Source organism: Streptomyces sp. NPDC102441 (assembly GCF_044765585.1).
GTDB lineage: Bacteria > Actinomycetota > Actinomycetes > Streptomycetales > Streptomycetaceae > Streptomyces.
The window spans coordinates 65927-85150 of sequence record NZ_JBIWKH010000015.1 but is presented as its reverse complement, the minus strand read 5'-3'; the positions used below and the strand labels follow the sequence as shown (position 1 = coordinate 85150).

Sequence of the window (19224 nt, the reverse complement as noted above, 5' to 3'; positions counted from 1 at the left end):
GGGGGGGGGGCCCCCCGGGGGGGGCGGCGGGCGCGCCGGGGGGGGGGGGGGGGGGGGGGGGGGGGGGGGGGGGGGGCGCGCGGGGGGGGGGGGGGGGGGGCCCCCCCCCCCCCCCCCCCCCACGGCCCGTCGGGTCAGGACCCGGCGAGCTTGATCGAGTTGACCGGGGTCATGTTCGTGACGATGAACGGAAGTAGGGCCCGTACGGCACCAGACCGCACAGGAACCGCGCCGTGCGGCGCGCCGGTCCTTCCGCCCTCAGCCGGCCGGCGATGCTGGGCCGCCACGGGCCGAACGCGACGAACCCCTCCTTGTTCTGGAGCCGGCAGACACTGCAGACGATCTCCCACAACGGGTCGGGCCTGCGGGCGATCCGGACGTACTCCAGGTCCCCGGCGGTGAAATGGATGCGCAACAAGATTCCCCCCCTTGTCGTACTTCCTCTCCACTGTGGGGGCGTGGATGGGCGCGAAGCCAGGCGCAACGCGGTCACCCGGCCGTGTGTCCGGCCCGGAGTGACGATCGGCACAGCCGCCGTGAACCCCGTGGCCCACCGCCTGGCCGGTTGAGTAGCGTGCGGGGCATGAGTACTCCCGGCACCACTCCCGCCACGACCTCGTCCGATGCCCACCCCCGGTTCGCCGAAGCCCTGCGGGAGCTGGGCCTCGACGTCGAGGTACGCCGTTTCCCCGACGCCACCCGCACCGCGGTCGAGGCCGCGGCGGCGGTCGGCTGCGAGCTCAGCCAGATCGTCAAGTCCCTGATCTTCGAGGCGGACGGCGTGCCCGTCCTGGTCCTGATGGACGGCTCCTCGCGGGTGGACGTGGAGCGTGTGAGGGCCGAACTCGGCGCCGTGAAGGTCAAGCGGGCGGGAGCCGACCTGGTCCGGGAGACCACCGGCTACGCGATCGGCGGGGTCCCGCCCTTCGGGCACCGTACGAGGACCCGGGTCCTGGCCGACCGGGGGCTGCTCGGCCACACGACGGTCTGGGCGGCCGCGGGCACCCCGCACACGGTCTTCCCCCTCGACCCCGGGAGCCTGGTCGCGCACGCCGGCGGGACCGTGGTGGACGTACGCGAGCAGACGGCGTGACCCCGTGGGTGGCGGCGGCCGTCCTGGCCGCCGCGATCACACACGCGAGTTGGAACGCGATCGCCCACGCCATACGTGACCAGCTGCTGTCCTTCACCCTGATCTCCGGGGGCGGCGCCCTGATCGGAGCGGTGCTGGCCTGCTTCGCGCCACTGCCGGCGGGCGGTGCCTGGCCGTATCTGCTCGTCTCCGCGGGTCTGCACGTGACGTACATGCTGCTGCTGATGCGCTCGTTCACGCTGGGCGACTTCGGCCAGATGTATCCGATCGCCCGGGGCACGTCACCGCTCGTGGTGACGGTGCTGGCCGCCGTGTTCGTCGGTGAGCACCCGGACGGCTGGGCGACGGCGGGCGTCGCGGTGGCCTCGGCGGGCCTCGTGGGGCTGGCGCTGTGGGGTATCCGCGGCTCCGGCAAGCGACCCCACTGGCCGGCGATCCTGGCGGCCCTGGCGACGGGGCTGGCCATCGCCGGGTACACCACCGTCGACGGCGTCGGGGTACGCGCCTCGGGGACACCGCTCGGTTACATCGCCTGGCTGATGATCCTTGAGGGGATCGCGATCCCCGCCTACGCGTTCTGGCGCCGCCGGGGTGAACTGGTGTCCCAGCTCACCCCGTTCGCCGTAAGGGGACTGCTGGGCGCGGCCCTGTCGGTCGTCGCCTACGGGCTCGTCCTGTGGGCGCAGACGAAGGCCGCGCTCGCCCCGATCGCCGCGCTCCGTGAGTCGTCGATCATCGTGGGTGCCGCGATAGGGACGCTGTTCTTCAAGGAACGGTTCGGGGCTCCACGGATCGCGGCGGCCGGGCTGATGGTGGTCGGCATCGGCCTGATGCTGCATACGAGCTGACCGGGTGGCCCCTTGGGACAACCGGTGCGCCTACGGGATTTCGGGGTCCTTCGCGATCGCGTTGCGGAAGCCCGTGTTGACGGCGAGCAGGCCGCCGTCGACCCGCAGGGTCGTGCCGGTGATCCAGGCCGCGTCCCGGGAGGCGAGGAAGGCGACGGCGGACGCGATGTCGTCCGGCTCGCCGACCCGGCCGAGCGGGTAGAGGGACTCGGCTCGCTCCAGCTCGGCTTCTCGGCCCGCCCAGGCGTCCGTACGGATCGTGCCGGGAGCGATGAGGTTGACGCGGACACCGCGTGGTCCCGCGTGGCCGGCGAGCGTGCGGGTCAGGCTGGCCAGGCCCGCCTTCGCTGCGCTGTAGGCGTGGCCGCCGAAGTCCTGTTCGCCGTTGACCGAGCCGATGTTGACGACGGCGCCCCGGCCGGAGGCCACCAGGTGCGGCAGTGCGGCGCGGGAGCAGCGGTAGGCACCGGTCAGGGTGATGTCGAGGCTGCGGGCCCAGGGTTCGTCCGCCTCGTCCTCGAAGAGCGGGGCGTCCTCGTGGTCGGCGTAGGCGTTGTTGACCAGGACGTCGAGGCGCCCGAAGGCGGCGACCGCGTGGGCCACCGCCGCGTCGACCGCCGCCCGGTCCCCCACGTCGCAGGCCAGGGCTTCCGCGGTGCCGCCCGTCCCGCGTATCCCGGCCGCCGTGCGTTCGGCGCGGCCGGCGTCCAGGTCGGTGACGAGGACGGCGGCGCCCTCGGAGGCCAGCCGGCGGGCGGCGGCCGCCCCGATGCCCTGTCCCGCGCCGGTGAGGAGCGCGGCGTATCCGTCGAAGCGAGGAGTCATAGCGCAGACCGTACTGCCCGGACCAGGGCCTGGGCACGGGGATCGGCGGTGACTCCTTTCTGCAGACCGTTCGTCACATAGCCGAGCGCGATGCCTGATTCGGGGTCGGCGAAGCCCAGCGAGCCGCCACGCCCCGGGTGCCCGAACGACCCGGGGGCGAGCAGCGGGGCGGCCGGCCCGTGCAGCATGTAGCCGAGGCCGAAGCGGGTGTTGACGACCAGCACGCGGTCCGGCCCCGTGGACTCCTCGGTGCGGGCCAGGGTGAGGGTGGCGGGGGCGAACAGCCGCTGTCCGTCGACCTCACCGATCATCGCCGCGTAGCAGCGGGCCAGCCCCCGCGCGGTGGCGACGCCGTTGGACGCGGGGAGTTCCGCCGCGAGGTAGTCCGGGGCGTTCTCGTCGGGGAAGGGGTCGATCGCTCCGAAGGCGCGGCGGGTCAGCGAGGCCGGATCCCGGTAGGCATCGACGACGGAGCGCTTGGGCCGCATGCGCAGCGCACCGCTGCTCTCGGCCGGCGGAGGTTCCAGGGGACCGATCCGTCCGATGCGATGCGCCTCGTCCGCCGGGAGCCCGAACCAGAAGTCCAGGCCGAGCGGACGCGCGATCTCCTCGGCGATCCAGCGCCCGATGGTCCGCCCGGTGACCCTGCGCACCAGTTCGCCGACGAGCCAGCTGTAGGTCTGGGCGTGGTAGCCGTGGTCCGTGCCGGGTTCCCACTGGGGCTCCTGGGCGGCGACGGCCTGTGGTCCGGTGGCTCCGTCCGCCGCCTCCCGGGGTGTCAGCGGCCGGTCGAGGGCGGCCAGCCCGGCGCGGTGGGCGAGGAGATGGCGTACGAGGACGCGCTCCTTGCCGTTCGCCTTGAACTCCGGCCAGTACGTGCCGACCGGGGCGTCGAGGTCCACCTGTCCGCGCTGGTGCAGCAGCAGCGGTACGGCGGCGGCGACGCCCTTCCCGGCCGAGCGGACGACCTGGACGGTGTCCACCGCCCAGGGTTCGGTGCCGTCGACATCTCGCGTGCCGGCCCACAGGTCCACGACCTTGCGGCCGTGGCGGTAGAGGGCCACCGCCGCTCCCCGTTCCCCGCGCTGCTCGAAGTTACGGACGAAAGCGTCCCGTACCGCCTCGAATCCCGGCGCCACCGTGCCCCGTACGTCCACGCCTGTTCCCGCGCTCCCGCTCATCCCCCCATGGTGCATCCCTTTGCAGGTGAGGCGGGTGCCGGGTCACCATCTGTTCACGGACGCGGAACGGACACGGAACGCGGATCGAAGCCGAAGGGCAGCTCGAGCCGGTGCCCGCGCATGAGTTCGTCGTCGCACAGCAGGTCCTGCGTGCGGTCGTCGGCGGTGATGACACCGTCGCTGAGGATGACGGCGCGCGGGCAGAGTTCGAGGGCGTACGGAAGGTCGTGGGTGACCATCAGCACGGTGACGTCCAAGGAGCGCAGGATGTCGGCGAGTTCACGGCGGGAGGCCGGGTCGAGGTTCGAGGAGGGCTCGTCCAGGACGAGGATCTCCGGCTCCATGGCGAGGACGGTGGCGACGGCGACACGGCGGCGCTGGCCGAAGGAGAGGTGGTGCGGGGGCCGCGCCGCGTACTCCTCCATGCCGACCCTCTTGAGCGCGGTCATGACCCGGTCCTCCAGCTCGGGGCCGCGCAGTCCGGCCGCGGCGGGGCCGAAGGCGACGTCCTCGCGGACGGTCGGCATGAACAGCTGGTCGTCGGGGTCCTGGAAGACGATGCCGACGCGGCGGCGGATCTCGGCGAGGTGCCGCTTCTCCACCGGGAGCCCGGCGACCCGGACGGTGCCGGCGCCCGCGTCGAGGATGCCGTTGAGATGGAGGACGAGGGTGGTCTTGCCCGCGCCGTTGGGGCCGAGGATCGCCACGCGTTCACCGCGGGCCACGGTCAGGTCTACGCCGAAGAGGGCCTGGTGGCCATCGGGGTAGGCGTAGGCGAGGCCGCTGACCTCGAGGGACGGCGCGGGGGCGGTGGGCAGGCTCATACGGTCCATCCCAGCAGACATACGACGAGGGCGAGCACGGGGAGTGCCGCGGCGTGCGCCCACTGGGCGCGGGAGGCGGTCACCTCGTCGATCACCGGCATGGTGCCGGTGTAGCCGCGGCTGACCATCGCGAGGTGGACGCGCTCGCCGCGCTCGTAGGACCGGATGAAGAGCGCGCCCGCCGTCTTGGCGAGGGCACCCCAGTGACGTACGCCGCGTGCTTCGAAGCCCCGGGAGCGCCGGGCGATCGACATCCGGCGCAGCTCGTCGGTGATGACGTCGCCGTACCGGATCATGAAGGACGCGATCTGGACGAGCAGGGGCGGCAGTCCCAGCCGCTGGAGGCCGAGCAGCAGGGAGCGCAGCTCGGTGGTCGAGGCGAGGATCACCGAGGCGGCCACACCGAGGGTGCCCTTCGCGAGAACGTTCCAGGCGCCCCAGAGACCGGGGACGCTGACGGAGACACCGAGCAGCTCGGTCTGCTCGCCGGGGACGACGAACGGCATGAGCAGCGCGAACGCCACGAACGGCACCTCGATGACCAGCCGCTTCAGCAGGAAGGCCCCGGGGATCCGGGCCACCGCGGCGACGGCGGCGAGCAGCAGCGCGTACAGCGCGAAAACCCAGACGGCCTCGCGCGGGGTGGAGACGACGATCACGACGAAGCAGAGGACGGCGGCGAGCTTGCAGTGCGGCGGCAGGGTGTGGACCGGTGAGTGTCCGTGCCGGTAGAGCTTGTGCGCGTGGCCGGCGCCCATCAGACGGACTCGGGGGTGCGGGCCTCGGGAGCCTCCGGCGCCCGACGGCGGCGCACCGCCCAGAAGACGCCGCTGCCGACGGCGACGGTGACGCCGACGCCGATCACTCCGGCGAGGCCCCCGGAGACCCGGGCGTTGCCGATGTCCTTGACGCCGTAGTCGGCGAGCGGGGAGTCGGCGGCACCGTGTTCCTGGACCTTCTCGTCGATGCCCTTGTCGGCGGCGACCTTCTCCAGGCCGTCGGGGCTGGCGGAGGCGTAGAAGGAGACGAAGCCCGCGAGGACGAGCGCGGCGGCCAGGCCGGCGGCCCAGACCCTGCGCGTGGAGCGGGCGGGTGCGGGCGAGGGCGCCGGTGCGGCCGGTGCGTCGACGAGTTCGCCGTCGACACGGAGCTTGAGGGGGGCGGCGAGCCCACGGGCCCCGTGCACGAGGTCGGGGCGCACCGCGATCACGGCGCCTACGGTCAGCGCGGTGATCGCCGCCTCCCCGATGCCGATCAGGACATGGACGCCGACCATCGCGGTGAGCACCTTGCCGATGGGTACGTCGGTGGTCCCGCCGATCGCGTAGATCAGGGTGAACACGACGGCGGCCGCCGGCACGGAGACCAGTGCGGCCACGAAGGCGGCGACGGTCGTCGAGCGGCGGGTGCGGGGCAGCACCCGGGTCAGCCCCCGGAAGAGGACGTAGGCGACGACGGTGGTGACGACGCCCATCACCGTGATGTTCACGCCGAGCGCGGTGAGGCCTCCGTCGGCGAAGAGGATGCCCTGCATCAGCAGGACGACCGCTATGCAGAGCAGCCCCGTACAAGGCCCGACCAGGATCGCCGCCAGCGCCCCGCCCAGGAGATGGCCGCTGGTGCCCGCCGCGACCGGGAAGTTCAGCATCTGCACGGCGAAGATGAACGCGGCGACCAGCCCGGCCAGCGGCGCGGTGCGCTCGTCCAGCTCCCGGCGGGCGCCTCGGAGCCCGACGGCGACCGCGCCCGCAGCGACGACACCTGCGACAGCGGAGACAGGTGCGTTGATGAAACCGTCGGGTACATGCATGGAGTGGCTCCGCTTTCGGGCGTTACTGCTGGCGGGGTCGGGAAACGCTCCATGATAGGGCCCTGTTGCAAACAGTTCGCAAGAGCGCAGGGTCGACAACTAAGCCCACCCCGACATGCCCATATAGGAATATATGGGACATTGAGGGGAGAGATTTTCACACAGGAGGAGCCGGCCATGTCCCTCGTGATCCAAGAACACGCCCGAGCCCGGCTCATCACCGACGGCCCGGACCCCCGACCGGTCCCCGTCGAACTGCGCTGCGACCCCGAGGATCCGGGGACCGTCCATGTCCGGCTGCCCGGAGGCGTCGACCGGGCCTTCGGTCTCGACCTCCTGGAACACGGGCTGCGCTCCCCCGTCACCCTCGGCGACATACGGATATGGCCGTGCGGCAGGGCCCAGCTGGTCCTGGAACTGCACTCGCCTGACGGCGTCGCCGTCCTCCAGTTCGACATCGCGCCCGTCCTCCGCTTCCTGGCGCGGACCCGCACACTGACGGCGAAGCGCCCGCCGACAGCCACCGCCACCCGCGCCTGAGCAGGAAGAGAGCCCCCGTGCCGCGTGCACGGGGGCTCTCCTCGTCGCTCCGGTCCCCCGTCCCCACAGGTAACCGGCGCTCCGGGGCCGCGTTCCGCTCATCCGCCCGGAAGCAGACCTCGGGGTCTCGGTGTGTCACACGCGGACCAGCCCCGCTGCGGGACGAGAGCACGGCCGTCCTGCCCGGCCGGCCCATAGCGGCGGCCCTGCCGCCCTCCGCCCGGCTGTTGGACGAGCTGGGCCTCGCCAGAGCCACCCCGGCCTCCCTGATGGCGCGCTGGGCCTCCACGGCCGAAAACCAGCCAGGGGCGACGGTGCGCACGGCCGCATCCGGCTCCGCCGACCTGGACACGGCGGGCTCCGGCCGCACCCTGAGCACCGGGCCCCGGGTGGGCGCGCAGCGTGAGTCCCCCGACTCCGGGCACACCCCGTTCCGGAGCAGCGGTCCGACCAGTTCGGGCTCGGGCCGCTCCGCCTACCCGCCCGCGGCCGGAGGCGGCTCCACGCCCCGGATCGGCGCGCAGCGACGCGACAGTTCCACCATGGAGACCGGCCCCACGGTTTCGCTTGTGTCCTGCACCACAAGTTGCCGTGGGCCCCTCACACGGAAAGCATTGGAGGGTGAGTGACGACGCCGCGTATCTCCGTTTTCCGCACCTCCACGAGGATTTGCTCTGCTTCGCGGCGGAGGACGACCTCTGGGTCTCCCCGCTCGCCCCGGCGGGGCAGCGGCCCGGCCGGGCGTGGCGGCTGACTGTCGACCGGACCAGGGTCAGTCATCCGCGCTTCTCGCCCGACGGCAGCCGTATCGCCTACACGACCTGGCGCACGCTCGATCCAGAGATCCATCTCGCCCCCGTCGACGGCGGGCCCGCCCGCAGACTCACCTACTGGGGCTCGACCGACGCCCGGGTGTGCGGCTGGAGCCCCGGCCCCGGGGACTCGTCCCAGATCCTCGCCGTGTCCTCGCACAACCAGCCGTTCTCGTACTTCTCATGGGCGTACAGCGTCCCCACCGACGGCAGCCCCGGCGGCAAGCTCCCCTGGGGCCCCGTCTCGGACATCGCGGTCGCCGACATCGACGGCGAACGGCGCACCCTGCTGCTCACCGGGAAGCCGCCGCACGAGCCGGCGGCCTGGAAGCGGTACCGGGGCGGTGCCATGGGCCGGCTGTGGCTGCACGGTGAGCGGCTGCTGCCGGACATCGGCGGGCACCTGGACGCGCCGATGTTCGTCGGGCGCCGGATCGCCTTCCTCTCCGACCACGAGGGCGTCGGCAATCTGTACTCCTGTCTGATGGACGGCAGCGATCTGCGCCGGCACACGGACCACGACGCGTTCTACGCCCGGCACGCCTCCAGCGACGGCAGCAGGGTCGTCTACCAGTGCGGCGGTGATCTGTGGCTGGTCGAGGACCTGGAGTCGCCGGACGCGACGCCCCGGAAACTGGAGGTGCGGCTCGGAGGCCCCCGGACCGGCCGGCGTACGTACCAGGTGCCGGCGTCCAGCCATGTCGACGCGCTGTCCGTCGACGAGACGGGCCGGGCCAGCGCGGTCTCCGTGCGCGGCAGCCTGTACTGGCTCACCCACCGGGACGGCCCCGCCCGTACGATCGCCGACACCCCGGGGGTACGGGTCCGGCTGCCGGAGATGCTCGGCAGCAGCGGCCGGGTCGCGTACGTCACGGACGCGGAGGGGGAGGACGCGATCGAGATCGCCTACCTCCCGCGTGCCAGCGGCGACCGCCCGCCCCGACGGCTGGCGGCGGGGCGGCTGGGCCGGGTCCACGAGCTGATCTCCGACCCGGAGGGCGAGCGGCTGGCCATCGCGTCCAACGACGGCCGGCTGCTGCTGCTGGACACGGCGGAGGCCACGGAGGCCGAGGTCGTCGACGTCGTCGAGGTCATCGAGGACCTGGACAGCGGGCGCGTCGAAGGCAGCCTCGTGGAGGCCGGGACCGTGGACCCCGCTGATGTCACCGCCGAGGTCACCGAACTCATCCGCTCCGTGAACGGCCCGGTCCGCGATCTGGCGTTCTCCCCGGACGGCCACTGGCTGACCTGGTCGCATCCCGGCGTCGGCCGTTCGCTGCGGCAGATCAAACTCGCCCGTATCACCGGCCCCGACGCCCCGGTGACAGTGGATGTCACCAACGGCCGCTTCGAGGACGAGAACCCCGTCTTCACGGGCGACGGCCGCTATCTCGCCTTCCTCTCCTGGCGCGGATTCGACCCGGTGTACGACGTCCACACCGGAGACCTCTCCTTCCCGCTGGGCTGCCGCCCGTATCTGGTCCCCCTCTCCTCTGCCACCCCCTCCCCCTTCGCGCTGCTCCCGGACGGCAGGCCCGCGGCGGGCGGCCTTGACCCGGTGGACATCTCCGAGGGCCCGGTCGAGGGGCCGACGGTCCTGGTGGAGTTCGAGGGGCTGGAGAGCAGGGTGACCCCGTTCCCGGTCTCCGCGTCGAAGTACTCGGGGCTCCAGCCGGTGAGCGGCGGCGGACTCGTCTGGCTGCGCTGGCCGATCTCCGGCGCCCTGGGCGAGACCTTCGCGAACCCCGCGGACATGTCGGGCCGGCCCACCCTGGAGCACTTCAACATCGCCAAGGCCCGCAAGACCGAACTGGTCGGCCACCTCGACTGGTTCGCGGTCAGCGGGGACGCGACCCGGCTGGTCGTCATGGACGACGGCGAGCTGCGCGCCGTACCGTCCAACGAGCCCGGCGACAACGACACGACGGTCTTCCTCGACCTGCGCCGCATCCTGCACGACGTCGACCCGGCGGCGGAGTGGCGCCAGGCGTACGGGGAGGCAGGACGCATCACCCGGTCCTACTTCTGGGAACCCGACATGTGCGGCATCGACTGGGACGGCGTACTGGAGCAGTACCGCCCGCTGGTCGAACGGGTCGCCTCCCCCGACGAGTTCGCCGATCTCCTGCGCGAGGTCCTCGGCGAGCTCGGCACCTCCCACGCGTACGTCTCGCCCGCCCGCCGCAACGAGGGGCCCCCGCACTACCAGCGCGCGATCGGGCTGCTGGGCGCCAACCTCGTGTGCCGGGACGGCGACTGGACGGTGCAGCGCATCCTGCCCGGCGACTCCTCCGACTCCAAGGCCCGTTCACCGCTCGCCGGTACGGGGATCAGGGAGGGCGCCGTCCTCACCCATGTCGACGGCCGGCCGGTCGACCCGGTGGCGGGGCCGTATCCGCTGCTGACGGCGGCGGGTGGCACCACGGTGGAGCTGGCCTTCCGCCCGGCCGGGGGCGAGTGCGGCGGCCGGTCCCGGCGCATCGCGATCGTCCCCCTGGTCGACGAGCGTCCACTGCGCTACCAGGACTGGGTTGCCAAACGCCGTGAGGTCGTACGGGAGTTGAGCCACGGCAAGTGCGGTTATCTGCACATCCCCGACATGGGCGGCTCCGGCTGGGCCCAGTTCAACCGCGATCTGCGTCTCGAGGTGTCGCGTCCGGCACTCATCGTCGACGTACGGGGCAACGCGGGCGGCCACATCAGCGAGCTGGTCGTCGAGAAGCTCACCCGCACCATCCTCGGCTGGGACCTGACCCGCAACGCCCAGGCGGTCTCGTACGCGTCCAACGCGCCCCGAGGCCCGGTCGTCGCGCTCGCCGACGAAGCCACGTCCTCCGACGGGGACATGATCACCGCCGCGTTCCGGCTGCTGAAGCTGGGGCCGGTGGTGGGCCATCGCACCTGGGGCGGGGTGGTGGGGATGACCGGCCGGCACCGGCTCGGTGACGGCACGGTGATCACGGTGCCGATGAACGCGGCCTGGTTCGACACCTACGGCTGGTCCGTCGAGAACCACGGCGTCGAGCCCGACCTGGAGGCACTGCGCACCCCACTGGACTGGGCGGAAGGCCGCCACGCGGTACTGGACGACGGCGTCAGGGTCGCCCTGGACCTACTGGCCGCCCACCCGGCAGCCACACCCCCCAGTTACGCCACGGCCCCGAACCTGCGCAGGCCCCCACTGCCCCCGAGGTGACGAGCGAACAGGCTCGCCCCCGCCCAGGAGCTCAGCCCGATCAAGCCCCTCCGAGCTCAGCCGAATCAAGCCTCTTGGGGGTCCCCCCGGACGAAGTCTGGGGGAGATTGAGGAGCGGGGTCCGGGGCAGAGCCCCGAAAACCCGCACCGCGCCGGCCCGCCCCGTCACCGCACGCGCACCGCCCACGCGAAGGGGCGTACCCGGCACCCGGGTACGCCCCAACAGACCTCGGACGCGCAGTGCGTCAGCGCTCGAAACGCTCACGCGTCTCGTCCGCCGCCCCCTGCGCCCGGTCCCGCGCACCGGGCCGACGGCCCTGCGCCTGGTCCGAGGCGCGGTCCGGGCGGTCGGAGGAACGCTCACGCGCCTCGTCCCGCTTGCCGCCCGCCTTCTGCTGCTCGGCCTGGTCGGCAAGCTCCTGCGCCTTGTCCTTGAACTGGTCTGCGATTCCCATGCTGTTCACTCCTATGTGGGTGCGTGGGGCCGGCCCCGGTGGGGCCTCGCTCAGACTTACACACCCGGACATTCACCGCATTTCGATCATCCGCCCTGTACGCGCGCCTTCCGGTCGGCCTCGCCGCCGGCCCCCACGAGCCCCTTGCCGACACCGTCGAGCCGGGACCCGAACCGCTTCATCTCCCGCTGCCCCACGGCCCCTATGACCATCGGCAGATACCCCCGGACCGACTGCATCCCGCGCAGCCACCACTGGGCGTACACATGCGCGGAGCGACGTTCGATCCCGGCCACGATCCGGTCGACCGCCGGGCCCAGCGGGTATGTTCGGTTCGTCGGCCACGGCAACCGCTGCCTCAACTCCCGCATGACGTCGTCCTCGTCGGCACCGCGCACCATGTCCGTGTCGGTCCAGGACAGGTAGCCGACCCCGACCTTCACGCCCCGGTAGCCGACCTCGCCCCGCAGGCAGTGCGCGAACGCCTCCACGCCCGACTTGGACGCGCAGTACGCGCTCATCATCGGCGCCGGAGTGATCGCGGCGAGCGACGCTATCTGGAGGAAGTAGCCGCGGCTCTCGATGAGCACCGGCAGGAACGCCCGCGCGGTCACCGCACCGCCTATCAGGTTCACCTCGATGACCCTGCGCCACGCCTCCGGATCGGAGTCCACGAGCGGACCTCCGGTGGCGACGCCCGCGTTGGCGACGACGATGTCGACCTTCCCGAAGCGTTCCTTGACCTCCTCGGCGACCCGCCCCATCGCCACATGGTCCGTGACGTCCGCGTGCCAGTGGTCGCTCGGCGAGTGCAGCCGCTCCGAGACCTGCTTCAGCTCGTCCGGCTCCAGGCCGACCAGAGCCAGCGTGGCGCCCCGCGCCGACAGCTTGCGGGCCAGCAGCTCGCCCACCCCCCGCGCGGCACCCGTGACGACGACGACCTGTCCTTCGAGACTCCGACTGCCGTTCATGCGACCTCCTCCTCGCTCACGGCTTCCGCCGTGCTGCCCGCGCCTTCCACAGTGACGTACGAGGCCACCAGTTCGCGCAGCTTCGCCGTCACCACCTCCGGTGCCTCGACCGGGGTCATATGGCCCATGCCCGCCAGCTCGGTGAGCCCGAGGCTCTGCGGCAGCGCCGCCTCGATGGCCCTCGCGTGCACGGGCGGAGTCAGCCGGTCCTCCGTACCCGCGATCACCGCCGTCGGGAGCCGCAGCTCCCGCAGACGCGCCTCGAGGTCGAGCTCCGCGAGCACGTGCCCCCAGGCGACACGCGCCCCGCGGGGACACGCGTGAACGATCCTGGCACAGGCATCCACCTTTTCCGGGGCGGAACCACGCCCCATAGTGGCGTACTTGAGAATCATTTTCGACACCGCGTTGACGGGGCCGAGCGGCGCGCGCGCACCGAGGACCGCCGCGGTCATCCGGGTACGGAGGGCACCCGCCCGCAGCGGGAGCACCAGCGACTCGGCCGTCAGACGCGAACTGCCGGTGCTGCAGAGCAGCACGGCCGCCCCGTGCTCCCGCACGGCGTCACGGCCGGCCGCCGCCATCAGCGTCATCCCGCCCATGGAATGTCCGGCGAGCACCGCCTTCTGCCCGGGTGCGAGCGTGGCCTTCAGCACCGCCTCCACGTCGTCGGCCAGCGCACGCGTGCTGTATCCGCGGGGACCTGCCGCGGGCGTACGCCCATGGCCCCGCTGGTCGTAGACGACGACCCGGTGGTCCACCGCTAGATCACGCACCTGGGCGTCCCAGAAGCGGGTGTTGCAGGTCCAGCCGTGGGCCAGGACGACGGCTGGGGCGCCCTCGGGGCCGTGCAGCTCCACGTGGATGCGCGAGCCGTCGGCGGATACGACGCTCAGTTCGCGTACGGGCACGGGTATGAGCGGGGTGTCCCCCCGCTGGGTCAGCCGGCTCATCGTGCGGCCTCCTCGGCCACGGGCTGCGCCGCGGAGTGGGTGACAGGGGGACGGATCACGTCGTACTCACCGAGGTCGACCGAGCGGGTGGCCCGCCGGAACTCGGCCGTGGTGCCCGGCCAGACCGTGGTGTTGCGCCCGTTGGCGTCGAGGTACCAGCTGGTACAGCCGCCGGTGTTCCAGACGGTCCGCTTCATCCGTTCCTGGACCCGGTGGTTCCAGGCGCCCACGGCGGCGGGCCGCGCGTCGAGTGCGGCGCGCCCGCCCAGGACGTCCAGCTGGCGCATGTAGTCGGCCATGTAGTTCAGCTGGGATTCGATCATCAGGATCATCGAGGAGTTCCCGAGCCCCGTGTTGGGGCCGATGATCGTCATCCAGTTCGGGAAGCCGGCGGCGGTCGCACCCCGCAGCGCCTGCATCTCGTCCTTCCAGGACTCGGCGAGGGTGATGCCGTCGGCGCCGACGACCCGGGTCGCGATCGGCATGTCCGTCACATGGAAGCCCGTACCGAGGATGATCACGTCGGCCTCGGTCTCCGACCCGTCCGACCCGACCAGTGTGGATCCCCGCACCTCGGAGAGGCCGGAGTCGACCACGTCCACGTTCGGCTGCGCGAGCGCCGGGTAGTAGGCGTTGGAGAGCAGGATGCGCTTGCAGCCGATGCGGTACGAGGGGGTCAGCTTGGCCCGCAGCGCGGGATCCTTGATCGCCCGCGCCATGTTCGACTTGGCTATCGTCTCGACGAGCCCGAGCTGGTTCGGGTGCTTGGTGAAGGCCCCCACCTGCAACTCCCGGATGGTCCACAGCAGTCCGCGCCGTGCGGTGGCCGTGAAGGGGAGCGTCCGGTGCAGCCACTTCTCGGCGCCGCTGATGGCACGGTCCATACGGGGCATCACCCAGGGCGGGGTCCGCTGGAAGAGAGTGAGCCGGCCGGCCTTCGGCTGGACCTCCGGGACGATCTGGATCGCGGAGGCGCCCGTGCCGACCACGGCGACACGCTTGCCGCTCAGGTCGTAGTCGTGGTCCCACCGCGCGGAGTGGAAGACCTTGCCGGGGAATTCGGCGAGCCCCGGTATGTCCGGCAGCTTCGGGTCGGAGAGCGGGCCGGTGGCGGAGACGACGGCGTCGGCGGTGACGGTGGCGCCGTTCGCGGTCTCGATCACCCAGTGCAGTTCGTCGTTGTCCCAGCGCATGACCGTGACTTCGTGGTTCAGCCTGATGTGCGGGCGCAGCCCGAAGGTGTCGGCCACATGCTCCAGGTAGGCGCGGATGTGCTGCTGCCCCGAGAAGGTGCGCGGCCAGTCGGGCTTGGGCGCGAACGAGAACGAGTACAGGTGGGACGGTACGTCGCAGGCGCAGCCCGGGTAGCTGTTGTCCCGCCAGGTGCCGCCGACGGAACCGGCCCGTTCGAGTACCAGGAAGTCGGTGACGCCTTCGCGGCGGAGCCGGACCGCGGCTCCGAGGCCCCCGAATCCGGATCCGATCACCGCCACTCGTACATGCTCGTGCTGGGCCATGCTGCCGCCTCCCCGCGGTACGTGACTACGACTCCGCCAGCAATCACTGGCACTGTTGGGAGAGTAGGGCAGCTCCGTACCGATGGGTAGGGGGCGGACCAAGGAAAGTTACCGGCGGTACAACATAGGGTGCGGGTGTGGCTGAAGGACGTGAGCACCGCGAGTACCGCATGGAGGAGCTGGCCGAGGAGGCCGGCATCACCGTGCGCACCCTGCGCTTCTACCGGGAGCGCGGTCTGATCCATCCCCCTCGCCGCGAGGGCCGCATCGCCTGGTACGACAGCCACCACCTGGCCCGGCTGCGCACCATCACAGGCCTGCTGGAGCGCGGCCACACCCTCAACGGCATCGCCGACCTCGCCACCACCTTCGACAGCGGCCGCGATGTCGCCGAGGTGCTGGGCCTGGGCGAACCGACCGAGGAGACCCCGGTCCGGCTCACGCCCGAGCAGCTCGCCGACTACTTCCAGGACCAGGCCACGGCGGAGAACCTCGCCGCCGCCATGGAGCTGGGCTATCTCGGCATCGACGGCGACGAGATCGTCCACATCAGCCGCCGGCTGCTGGAGGCGTCCTCCGAACTGGTGCGCGCCGGGGTCCCGCTCGACGCCGTGCTCTCCTCGGGCCGCCAGGTCCGCGAGCACGCCGACGCCCTCGCCGACCTCTTCGTACGCGTCCTGCGCGCCCACACCGCGCAGACCGAGCCGGAGCAACTGCGCACGCTCGCCCAGGCGGTGGTGGACGCCGAACTGTCGATGGCCCTGGACCGGCGGCTACGCGAGGACGGCCGGCGGCCGTAGGTGACCGTCACCGGCGCATGACCGTTCAGCGCTCGTAAGTAACCGTCACCGGCGCGTGATCGCTCCACCGCTCGCCGTGTGTCGCGGCGCGCTCCACCCACGCCTTCACCGCGCGCCCGGCGAGACCGGGGGTCGCCACCTGGTAGTCGATGCGCCACCCGGCATCGTTGTCGAATGCCCTTCCTCGGTAGGACCACCAGGAATACGGCCCCTCCTCGTCCGGGTGCTGCGCGCGCACCACATCGACGTACGCGGCCTCGTCGAACACCCGGGTCAGCCACTCCCGCTCCTCGGGGAGGAAGCCGGAGTTCTTCTTGTTGGCCTTCCAGTTCTTGAGGTCGGCCTCACGGTGGGCGATGTTCCAGTCGCCGCATACGACCACCTCGCGCCCCTCGGCGGCCGCACGCACCTTCAGCCCTTGGAGATAGGGGAGGAAGGCCGCCATGAAGCGCTCCTTCTCCTCCTGCCTCTCCGTGCCGACCTCGCCGGACGGCAGATAGAGACTGGCGACGGTCACACCCGGGAGGTCCACCTCCGCATAGCGGCCGGAGGTGTCGAATTCGTCACTCCCCGGGACGTCGAACCCGCCGAACCCGATCTGGACGCGCTCCGGCGCGTGCCGGGTATAGAGGGCGACCCCCGCGCGCCCCTTGGCCGCGGCCGGGGCGTACACGACGTGCCAACCCTCGGGCTCACGCACCTCTTCGGGGAGCTGCTGCGCTTCGGCGCGGACCTCCTGGAGGCAGATCACATCGGCCTCGGTCTGCCCCAGCCACTCGACGAAGCCCTTCTTCGCGGCAGCACGGAGCCCGTTCACGTTCACGGTGGTAACAGTCAGCATCCAGGTACAGTACCTACACACAGTGCATGCATACATGTACTATGATGCGCATGAATATTCAGCCTCGGCCTTTCGACCACCCCGACGCCGTGAAACTCAACGACCAGGTGCAGCTCGAATACGCCGAGCGCTACGGCGACGAGGGCGACATCACACCTCTCGACGCCGCCATGTTCGATCCGCCTCGCGGGCTGTACCTCCTCGCCTACGACGAGCAGGGCCGTCCACTGGCCACCGGCGGCTGGCGGAGCCAGGAGCAGAACGACGAGGGGTACTCGGACGGCGACGCCGAGATCAAGCGGATGTTCGTCATCCCCGAGGGCCGGGGCCGTGGCCTCGCGCGCCGCATCCTCTCCGCCCTGGAGGACGACGCCCGCGCGGCCGGCCGCATCCGCATGGTCCTGGAGACCGGCGACCAGCAGCCCGAGGCGATCGCGCTCTACATGTCGAGCGGCTACACGCGCTGCACGAAGTTCGGGCACTACCGCACGTACGACAGCAGCATCTGCATGGCGAAGCCGCTGGGGCGGGCCGCCTAGGGCACCCGCGCCACACCCACGTAGAACCCGCTCCGCTCGTACACCGGCGCGGGCTCCTCCTGGTACCACTCCGGCGCCGTGACCAGCCCCGGCCCGACGAGCTCCAGCCCCTCGAAGAAAGGCTCGACCTCCGCGCGTGTACGCATGCGCAGCGCGATCGCGCCCTTCCTGTACGCCGACTCCGTCTCCTGCTTGAGCTCCGGATGCTGATCGGCGGTCCCGTGGGACAGCACCAGATAGCTGCCCGAAGGCAGTGCGGCGACCAGCCTGCGGGTGAGTCCGTACGGGTCCTGCTCGTCCGGCAGGAAGTGCATCAGCGCGATGAGGGACAGCGCGACGGGCCGCCCGAAGTCGAGTGATTTGGCCGCCTGTTCGAGAATCGCCTCGGGCTGCCGCACATCCGCGTGGATGTAGTCGGTCACGCCCTGGGGGTGGCTCACCAGCAGCGCTTCCGCGTGACGCAGCACGATGGGGTCGTTGTCCGCGTAGACGACACTGGCGCGCGGGGTGACCGCCTGCACGACCTGATGGAGATTCGGCGAGGTGGGGATGCCGGTCCCGATGTCCAGGAACTGATCGACACCCTGCTCGGCCAGCCAGGCGGAGGCCCGGTGCATGAACGCCCGGTTCCGCGCGGCGTTCGCCCGCGCCTCGGCGGGCAGCTTCTCCGCGACCTCCTGATCGACCGGATAGTTGTCCTTCCCGCCGAGCAGCCAGTCGTAGACCCGCGCCGGGTGCGGCTTGCTGGTGTCGATGCGGGAGCTGGGTATACCGGCGGTCACAGTGCGCCCTCCAAACGGAACCACGAACAGGCTCCCTCGCTCGCACCTGCCCCGCGCAACCCTCAACAGCGGTCACCGGAAGGGCGGGTGAGCGAGGAAGGCCAGGTTACCGGGTGATCGGGCCGACGGAAGCCGCCTCAGTGGCGCCATCGGTCACGGAGGTTCCAGGCCGGCCGCTCCCGCAGATGGTGGCGCCACAGCCACCACGGCAGCCGGCGGCGGGGAACGTAACCCCACAGGTCGTCGTCGGCCTCGCTGCCCCGGGGGTGGGACTTCAGGAGCTCCAGACAGCGTCGGTCCACCGTGCCGTGCAGCCGGGCGACATGGGCCAGAGCGACGCGGCCCTGATGACGCAGTCCACCGTCCGTCGACTCCAGCGCCCTGGCCACCCGGGGCAGGATGGCTTCCGCGTCGGGGTGCTGCAACGCCAGACCGATCACCGCGACCCCGACCAGATCCTCGCCCCGGTCGAAAGCCGCGTCGACCTCCTCGGGCCGGTCGGTCCCCAGCAGGGCCGAGCCGCTCTGCCAGTTCATGCCGCGTCCGGAGGTGGCACGGCCGACAAGGAACTCGTCCCGCCCCGCGCCGGACGGCCGCATTCCCCCGCTGTCAGGGCCGAGCGCCGGACGCTCCAGCCCGCCGAGCAAGCGGTCCCGCTGCTCATCGGGGTGCGAACAGGCCCAGCTCACCGCCAGGTGAGCCCAGACCCGCCCGGCGTCGGCACAGCTGTCCGCAAGCCGACGGCACAGAACGCCGAGCCCCGGCGCGGAGGGCTCCAGGGCGGCGAGGCGCTCGAAGTCCCCGGCGTGCTCGCGTAGGTCGCACCGGCGCAGAAAGGCGAGGCGGACGGCATCCTCCGCGCTCACCCAGCCGGCCACGTACCCGTACGCGACTTCCGCCGGCTCCAGCGCCACGGCGTAGCGGACGAACTCTGCGGGGATACGGAAGGGGGCGGCACCGGTTTCGTCGGACACAGCGGCCGACCCTACCGAGCATCCGGCCCACGAGCAGCCGGGGCCGCACCCGGACGGATCCCGGCTACCCGGAAACCACGAAGATCCCGCCCGATCTTGCGATCGGGCGGGATCTCGTGTGTGCGGTGGACCTGTGGGGATTTGAACCCCAGACCCCCTCGATGCGAACGAGGTGCGCTACCAGACTGCGCCACAGGCCCTTGCAACGAGTGAAACTCTAGCACCCTCATCAGGGTGCTCGGAAATCCGTATCCCGGCAGGTC

19 protein-coding genes, 1 tRNA gene and 1 pseudogene are annotated in these 19224 nt (G+C 71.7%); 7 read left to right on the top strand and 14 right to left on the bottom strand.

Features of this window, described 5'->3' with window-relative positions:
- Positions 1-169 precede the first annotated feature (169 nt).
- Positions 170-418: a hypothetical protein gene (locus tag ACIREO_RS29845; protein WP_404115782.1), complete on the bottom strand. Its 249-nt coding sequence runs from the start codon at positions 416-418 to the stop codon at positions 170-172.
- Positions 419-583: 165 nt separating this feature from the next.
- On the opposite strand from ACIREO_RS29845, the gene ACIREO_RS29840 reads away from it, so the two are divergent.
- Complete coding sequence (locus ACIREO_RS29840; protein WP_404115781.1) at positions 584-1093, top strand: YbaK/EbsC family protein; 510 nt, start codon at positions 584-586, stop codon at positions 1091-1093.
- Positions 1090-1941: an EamA family transporter gene (locus ACIREO_RS29835; RefSeq protein WP_404115779.1), complete on the top strand. Its 852-nt coding sequence runs from the start codon at positions 1090-1092 to the stop codon at positions 1939-1941. The genes ACIREO_RS29840 and ACIREO_RS29835 overlap by 4 nt, the downstream gene beginning before the upstream one ends.
- 30 nt (positions 1942-1971) lie before the next feature.
- Here ACIREO_RS29835 and ACIREO_RS29830 read toward each other — a convergent pair whose 3' ends face one another.
- The 5 genes from ACIREO_RS29830 to ACIREO_RS29810 form a co-directional block, all read right to left on the bottom strand.
- The gene (locus tag ACIREO_RS29830) at positions 1972-2766 is read right to left on the bottom strand and encodes an SDR family NAD(P)-dependent oxidoreductase (RefSeq protein WP_404115777.1); all 795 of its coding nucleotides are present in this window, start codon (positions 2764-2766) and stop codon (positions 1972-1974) included.
- Positions 2763-3923 (bottom strand): serine hydrolase domain-containing protein, encoded by a 1161-nt coding sequence (locus ACIREO_RS29825; protein WP_404116060.1) that lies wholly within the window; start codon positions 3921-3923, stop codon positions 2763-2765. The genes ACIREO_RS29830 and ACIREO_RS29825 overlap by 4 nt, the downstream gene beginning before the upstream one ends.
- A gap of 77 nt (positions 3924-4000) precedes the next feature.
- Complete coding sequence (locus tag ACIREO_RS29820; protein ID WP_404115775.1) at positions 4001-4771, bottom strand: energy-coupling factor ABC transporter ATP-binding protein; 771 nt, start codon at positions 4769-4771, stop codon at positions 4001-4003.
- Positions 4768-5529 (bottom strand): cobalt ECF transporter T component CbiQ, encoded by a 762-nt coding sequence (gene cbiQ, locus ACIREO_RS29815; RefSeq protein ID WP_404115773.1) that lies wholly within the window; start codon positions 5527-5529, stop codon positions 4768-4770. Before cbiQ ends, ACIREO_RS29820 begins: the two co-directional genes overlap by 4 nt.
- Entirely contained in the window at positions 5529-6581 is a 1053-nt protein-coding gene (locus ACIREO_RS29810) for an energy-coupling factor ABC transporter permease (protein ID WP_404115771.1), read from the bottom strand. The genes cbiQ and ACIREO_RS29810 overlap by 1 nt, the downstream gene beginning before the upstream one ends.
- A gap of 177 nt (positions 6582-6758) precedes the next feature.
- Here ACIREO_RS29810 and ACIREO_RS29805 point away from each other — a divergent pair, with 177 nt between their 5' ends.
- From ACIREO_RS29805 to ACIREO_RS29795, 3 genes and pseudogenes are all read left to right on the top strand, one after another.
- The gene (locus ACIREO_RS29805; protein ID WP_404115769.1) at positions 6759-7121 is read left to right on the top strand and encodes an SsgA family sporulation/cell division regulator; all 363 of its coding nucleotides are present in this window, start codon (positions 6759-6761) and stop codon (positions 7119-7121) included.
- A gap of 140 nt (positions 7122-7261) precedes the next feature.
- Positions 7262-7657: pseudogene (locus ACIREO_RS29800) on the top strand (hypothetical protein); the annotation flags it as partial.
- An 85-nt stretch (positions 7658-7742) separates the two neighbouring features.
- A complete protein-coding gene (locus ACIREO_RS29795) occupies positions 7743-11129 on the top strand; it encodes a S41 family peptidase (protein ID WP_404115767.1) in 3387 nt (1128 codons plus the stop codon).
- A gap of 245 nt (positions 11130-11374) precedes the next feature.
- Here the strand turns inward: ACIREO_RS29795 and ACIREO_RS29790 are convergent, their stop codons facing one another.
- The 4 genes from ACIREO_RS29790 to ACIREO_RS29775 form a co-directional block, all read right to left on the bottom strand.
- Positions 11375-11584 carry a hypothetical protein gene (locus tag ACIREO_RS29790; protein ID WP_404115765.1) on the bottom strand — a complete coding sequence of 70 codons (210 nt, stop codon included), beginning with the start codon at positions 11582-11584 and terminating at the stop codon, positions 11375-11377.
- A gap of 86 nt (positions 11585-11670) precedes the next feature.
- On the bottom strand, positions 11671-12555 hold the full coding sequence (locus ACIREO_RS29785; protein ID WP_404115763.1) for an SDR family oxidoreductase: 885 nt from the start codon (positions 12553-12555) through the stop codon (positions 11671-11673).
- Positions 12552-13508: an alpha/beta fold hydrolase gene (locus ACIREO_RS29780; protein ID WP_404115761.1), complete on the bottom strand. Its 957-nt coding sequence runs from the start codon at positions 13506-13508 to the stop codon at positions 12552-12554. The genes ACIREO_RS29785 and ACIREO_RS29780 overlap by 4 nt, the downstream gene beginning before the upstream one ends.
- Positions 13505-15025, bottom strand: a complete 1521-nt coding sequence (locus ACIREO_RS29775; protein WP_404115759.1) for a flavin-containing monooxygenase — start codon at positions 15023-15025, stop codon at positions 13505-13507. The genes ACIREO_RS29780 and ACIREO_RS29775 overlap by 4 nt, the downstream gene beginning before the upstream one ends.
- Before the next feature lie 170 nt (positions 15026-15195).
- Between ACIREO_RS29775 and ACIREO_RS29770 the strand changes: the two genes are divergently transcribed.
- Positions 15196-15825 carry a MerR family transcriptional regulator gene (locus ACIREO_RS29770; protein WP_404116058.1) on the top strand — a complete coding sequence of 210 codons (630 nt, stop codon included), beginning with the start codon at positions 15196-15198 and terminating at the stop codon, positions 15823-15825.
- Positions 15826-15850: 25 nt separating this feature from the next.
- Here ACIREO_RS29770 and ACIREO_RS29765 read toward each other — a convergent pair whose 3' ends face one another.
- A complete protein-coding gene (locus ACIREO_RS29765) occupies positions 15851-16666 on the bottom strand; it encodes an exodeoxyribonuclease III (protein WP_404115757.1) in 816 nt (271 codons plus the stop codon).
- A 50-nt stretch (positions 16667-16716) separates the two neighbouring features.
- Between ACIREO_RS29765 and ACIREO_RS29760 the strand changes: the two genes are divergently transcribed.
- Positions 16717-17205: a GNAT family N-acetyltransferase gene (locus tag ACIREO_RS29760; RefSeq protein WP_404115755.1), complete on the top strand. Its 489-nt coding sequence runs from the start codon at positions 16717-16719 to the stop codon at positions 17203-17205.
- Here the strand turns inward: ACIREO_RS29760 and ACIREO_RS29755 are convergent.
- From ACIREO_RS29755 to ACIREO_RS29745, 3 genes are all read right to left on the bottom strand, one after another.
- A complete protein-coding gene (locus ACIREO_RS29755) occupies positions 17202-17987 on the bottom strand; it encodes an SAM-dependent methyltransferase (protein ID WP_404115753.1) in 786 nt (261 codons plus the stop codon). The two genes, ACIREO_RS29760 and ACIREO_RS29755, sit on opposite strands and share 4 nt — an antisense overlap.
- A gap of 137 nt (positions 17988-18124) precedes the next feature.
- The gene (locus tag ACIREO_RS29750) at positions 18125-18961 is read right to left on the bottom strand and encodes a hypothetical protein (RefSeq protein WP_404115751.1); all 837 of its coding nucleotides are present in this window, start codon (positions 18959-18961) and stop codon (positions 18125-18127) included.
- 126 nt (positions 18962-19087) lie between these two features.
- Positions 19088-19161, bottom strand: a tRNA-Ala gene (locus ACIREO_RS29745).
- Between the last annotated feature and the right edge of the window lie 63 nt (positions 19162-19224).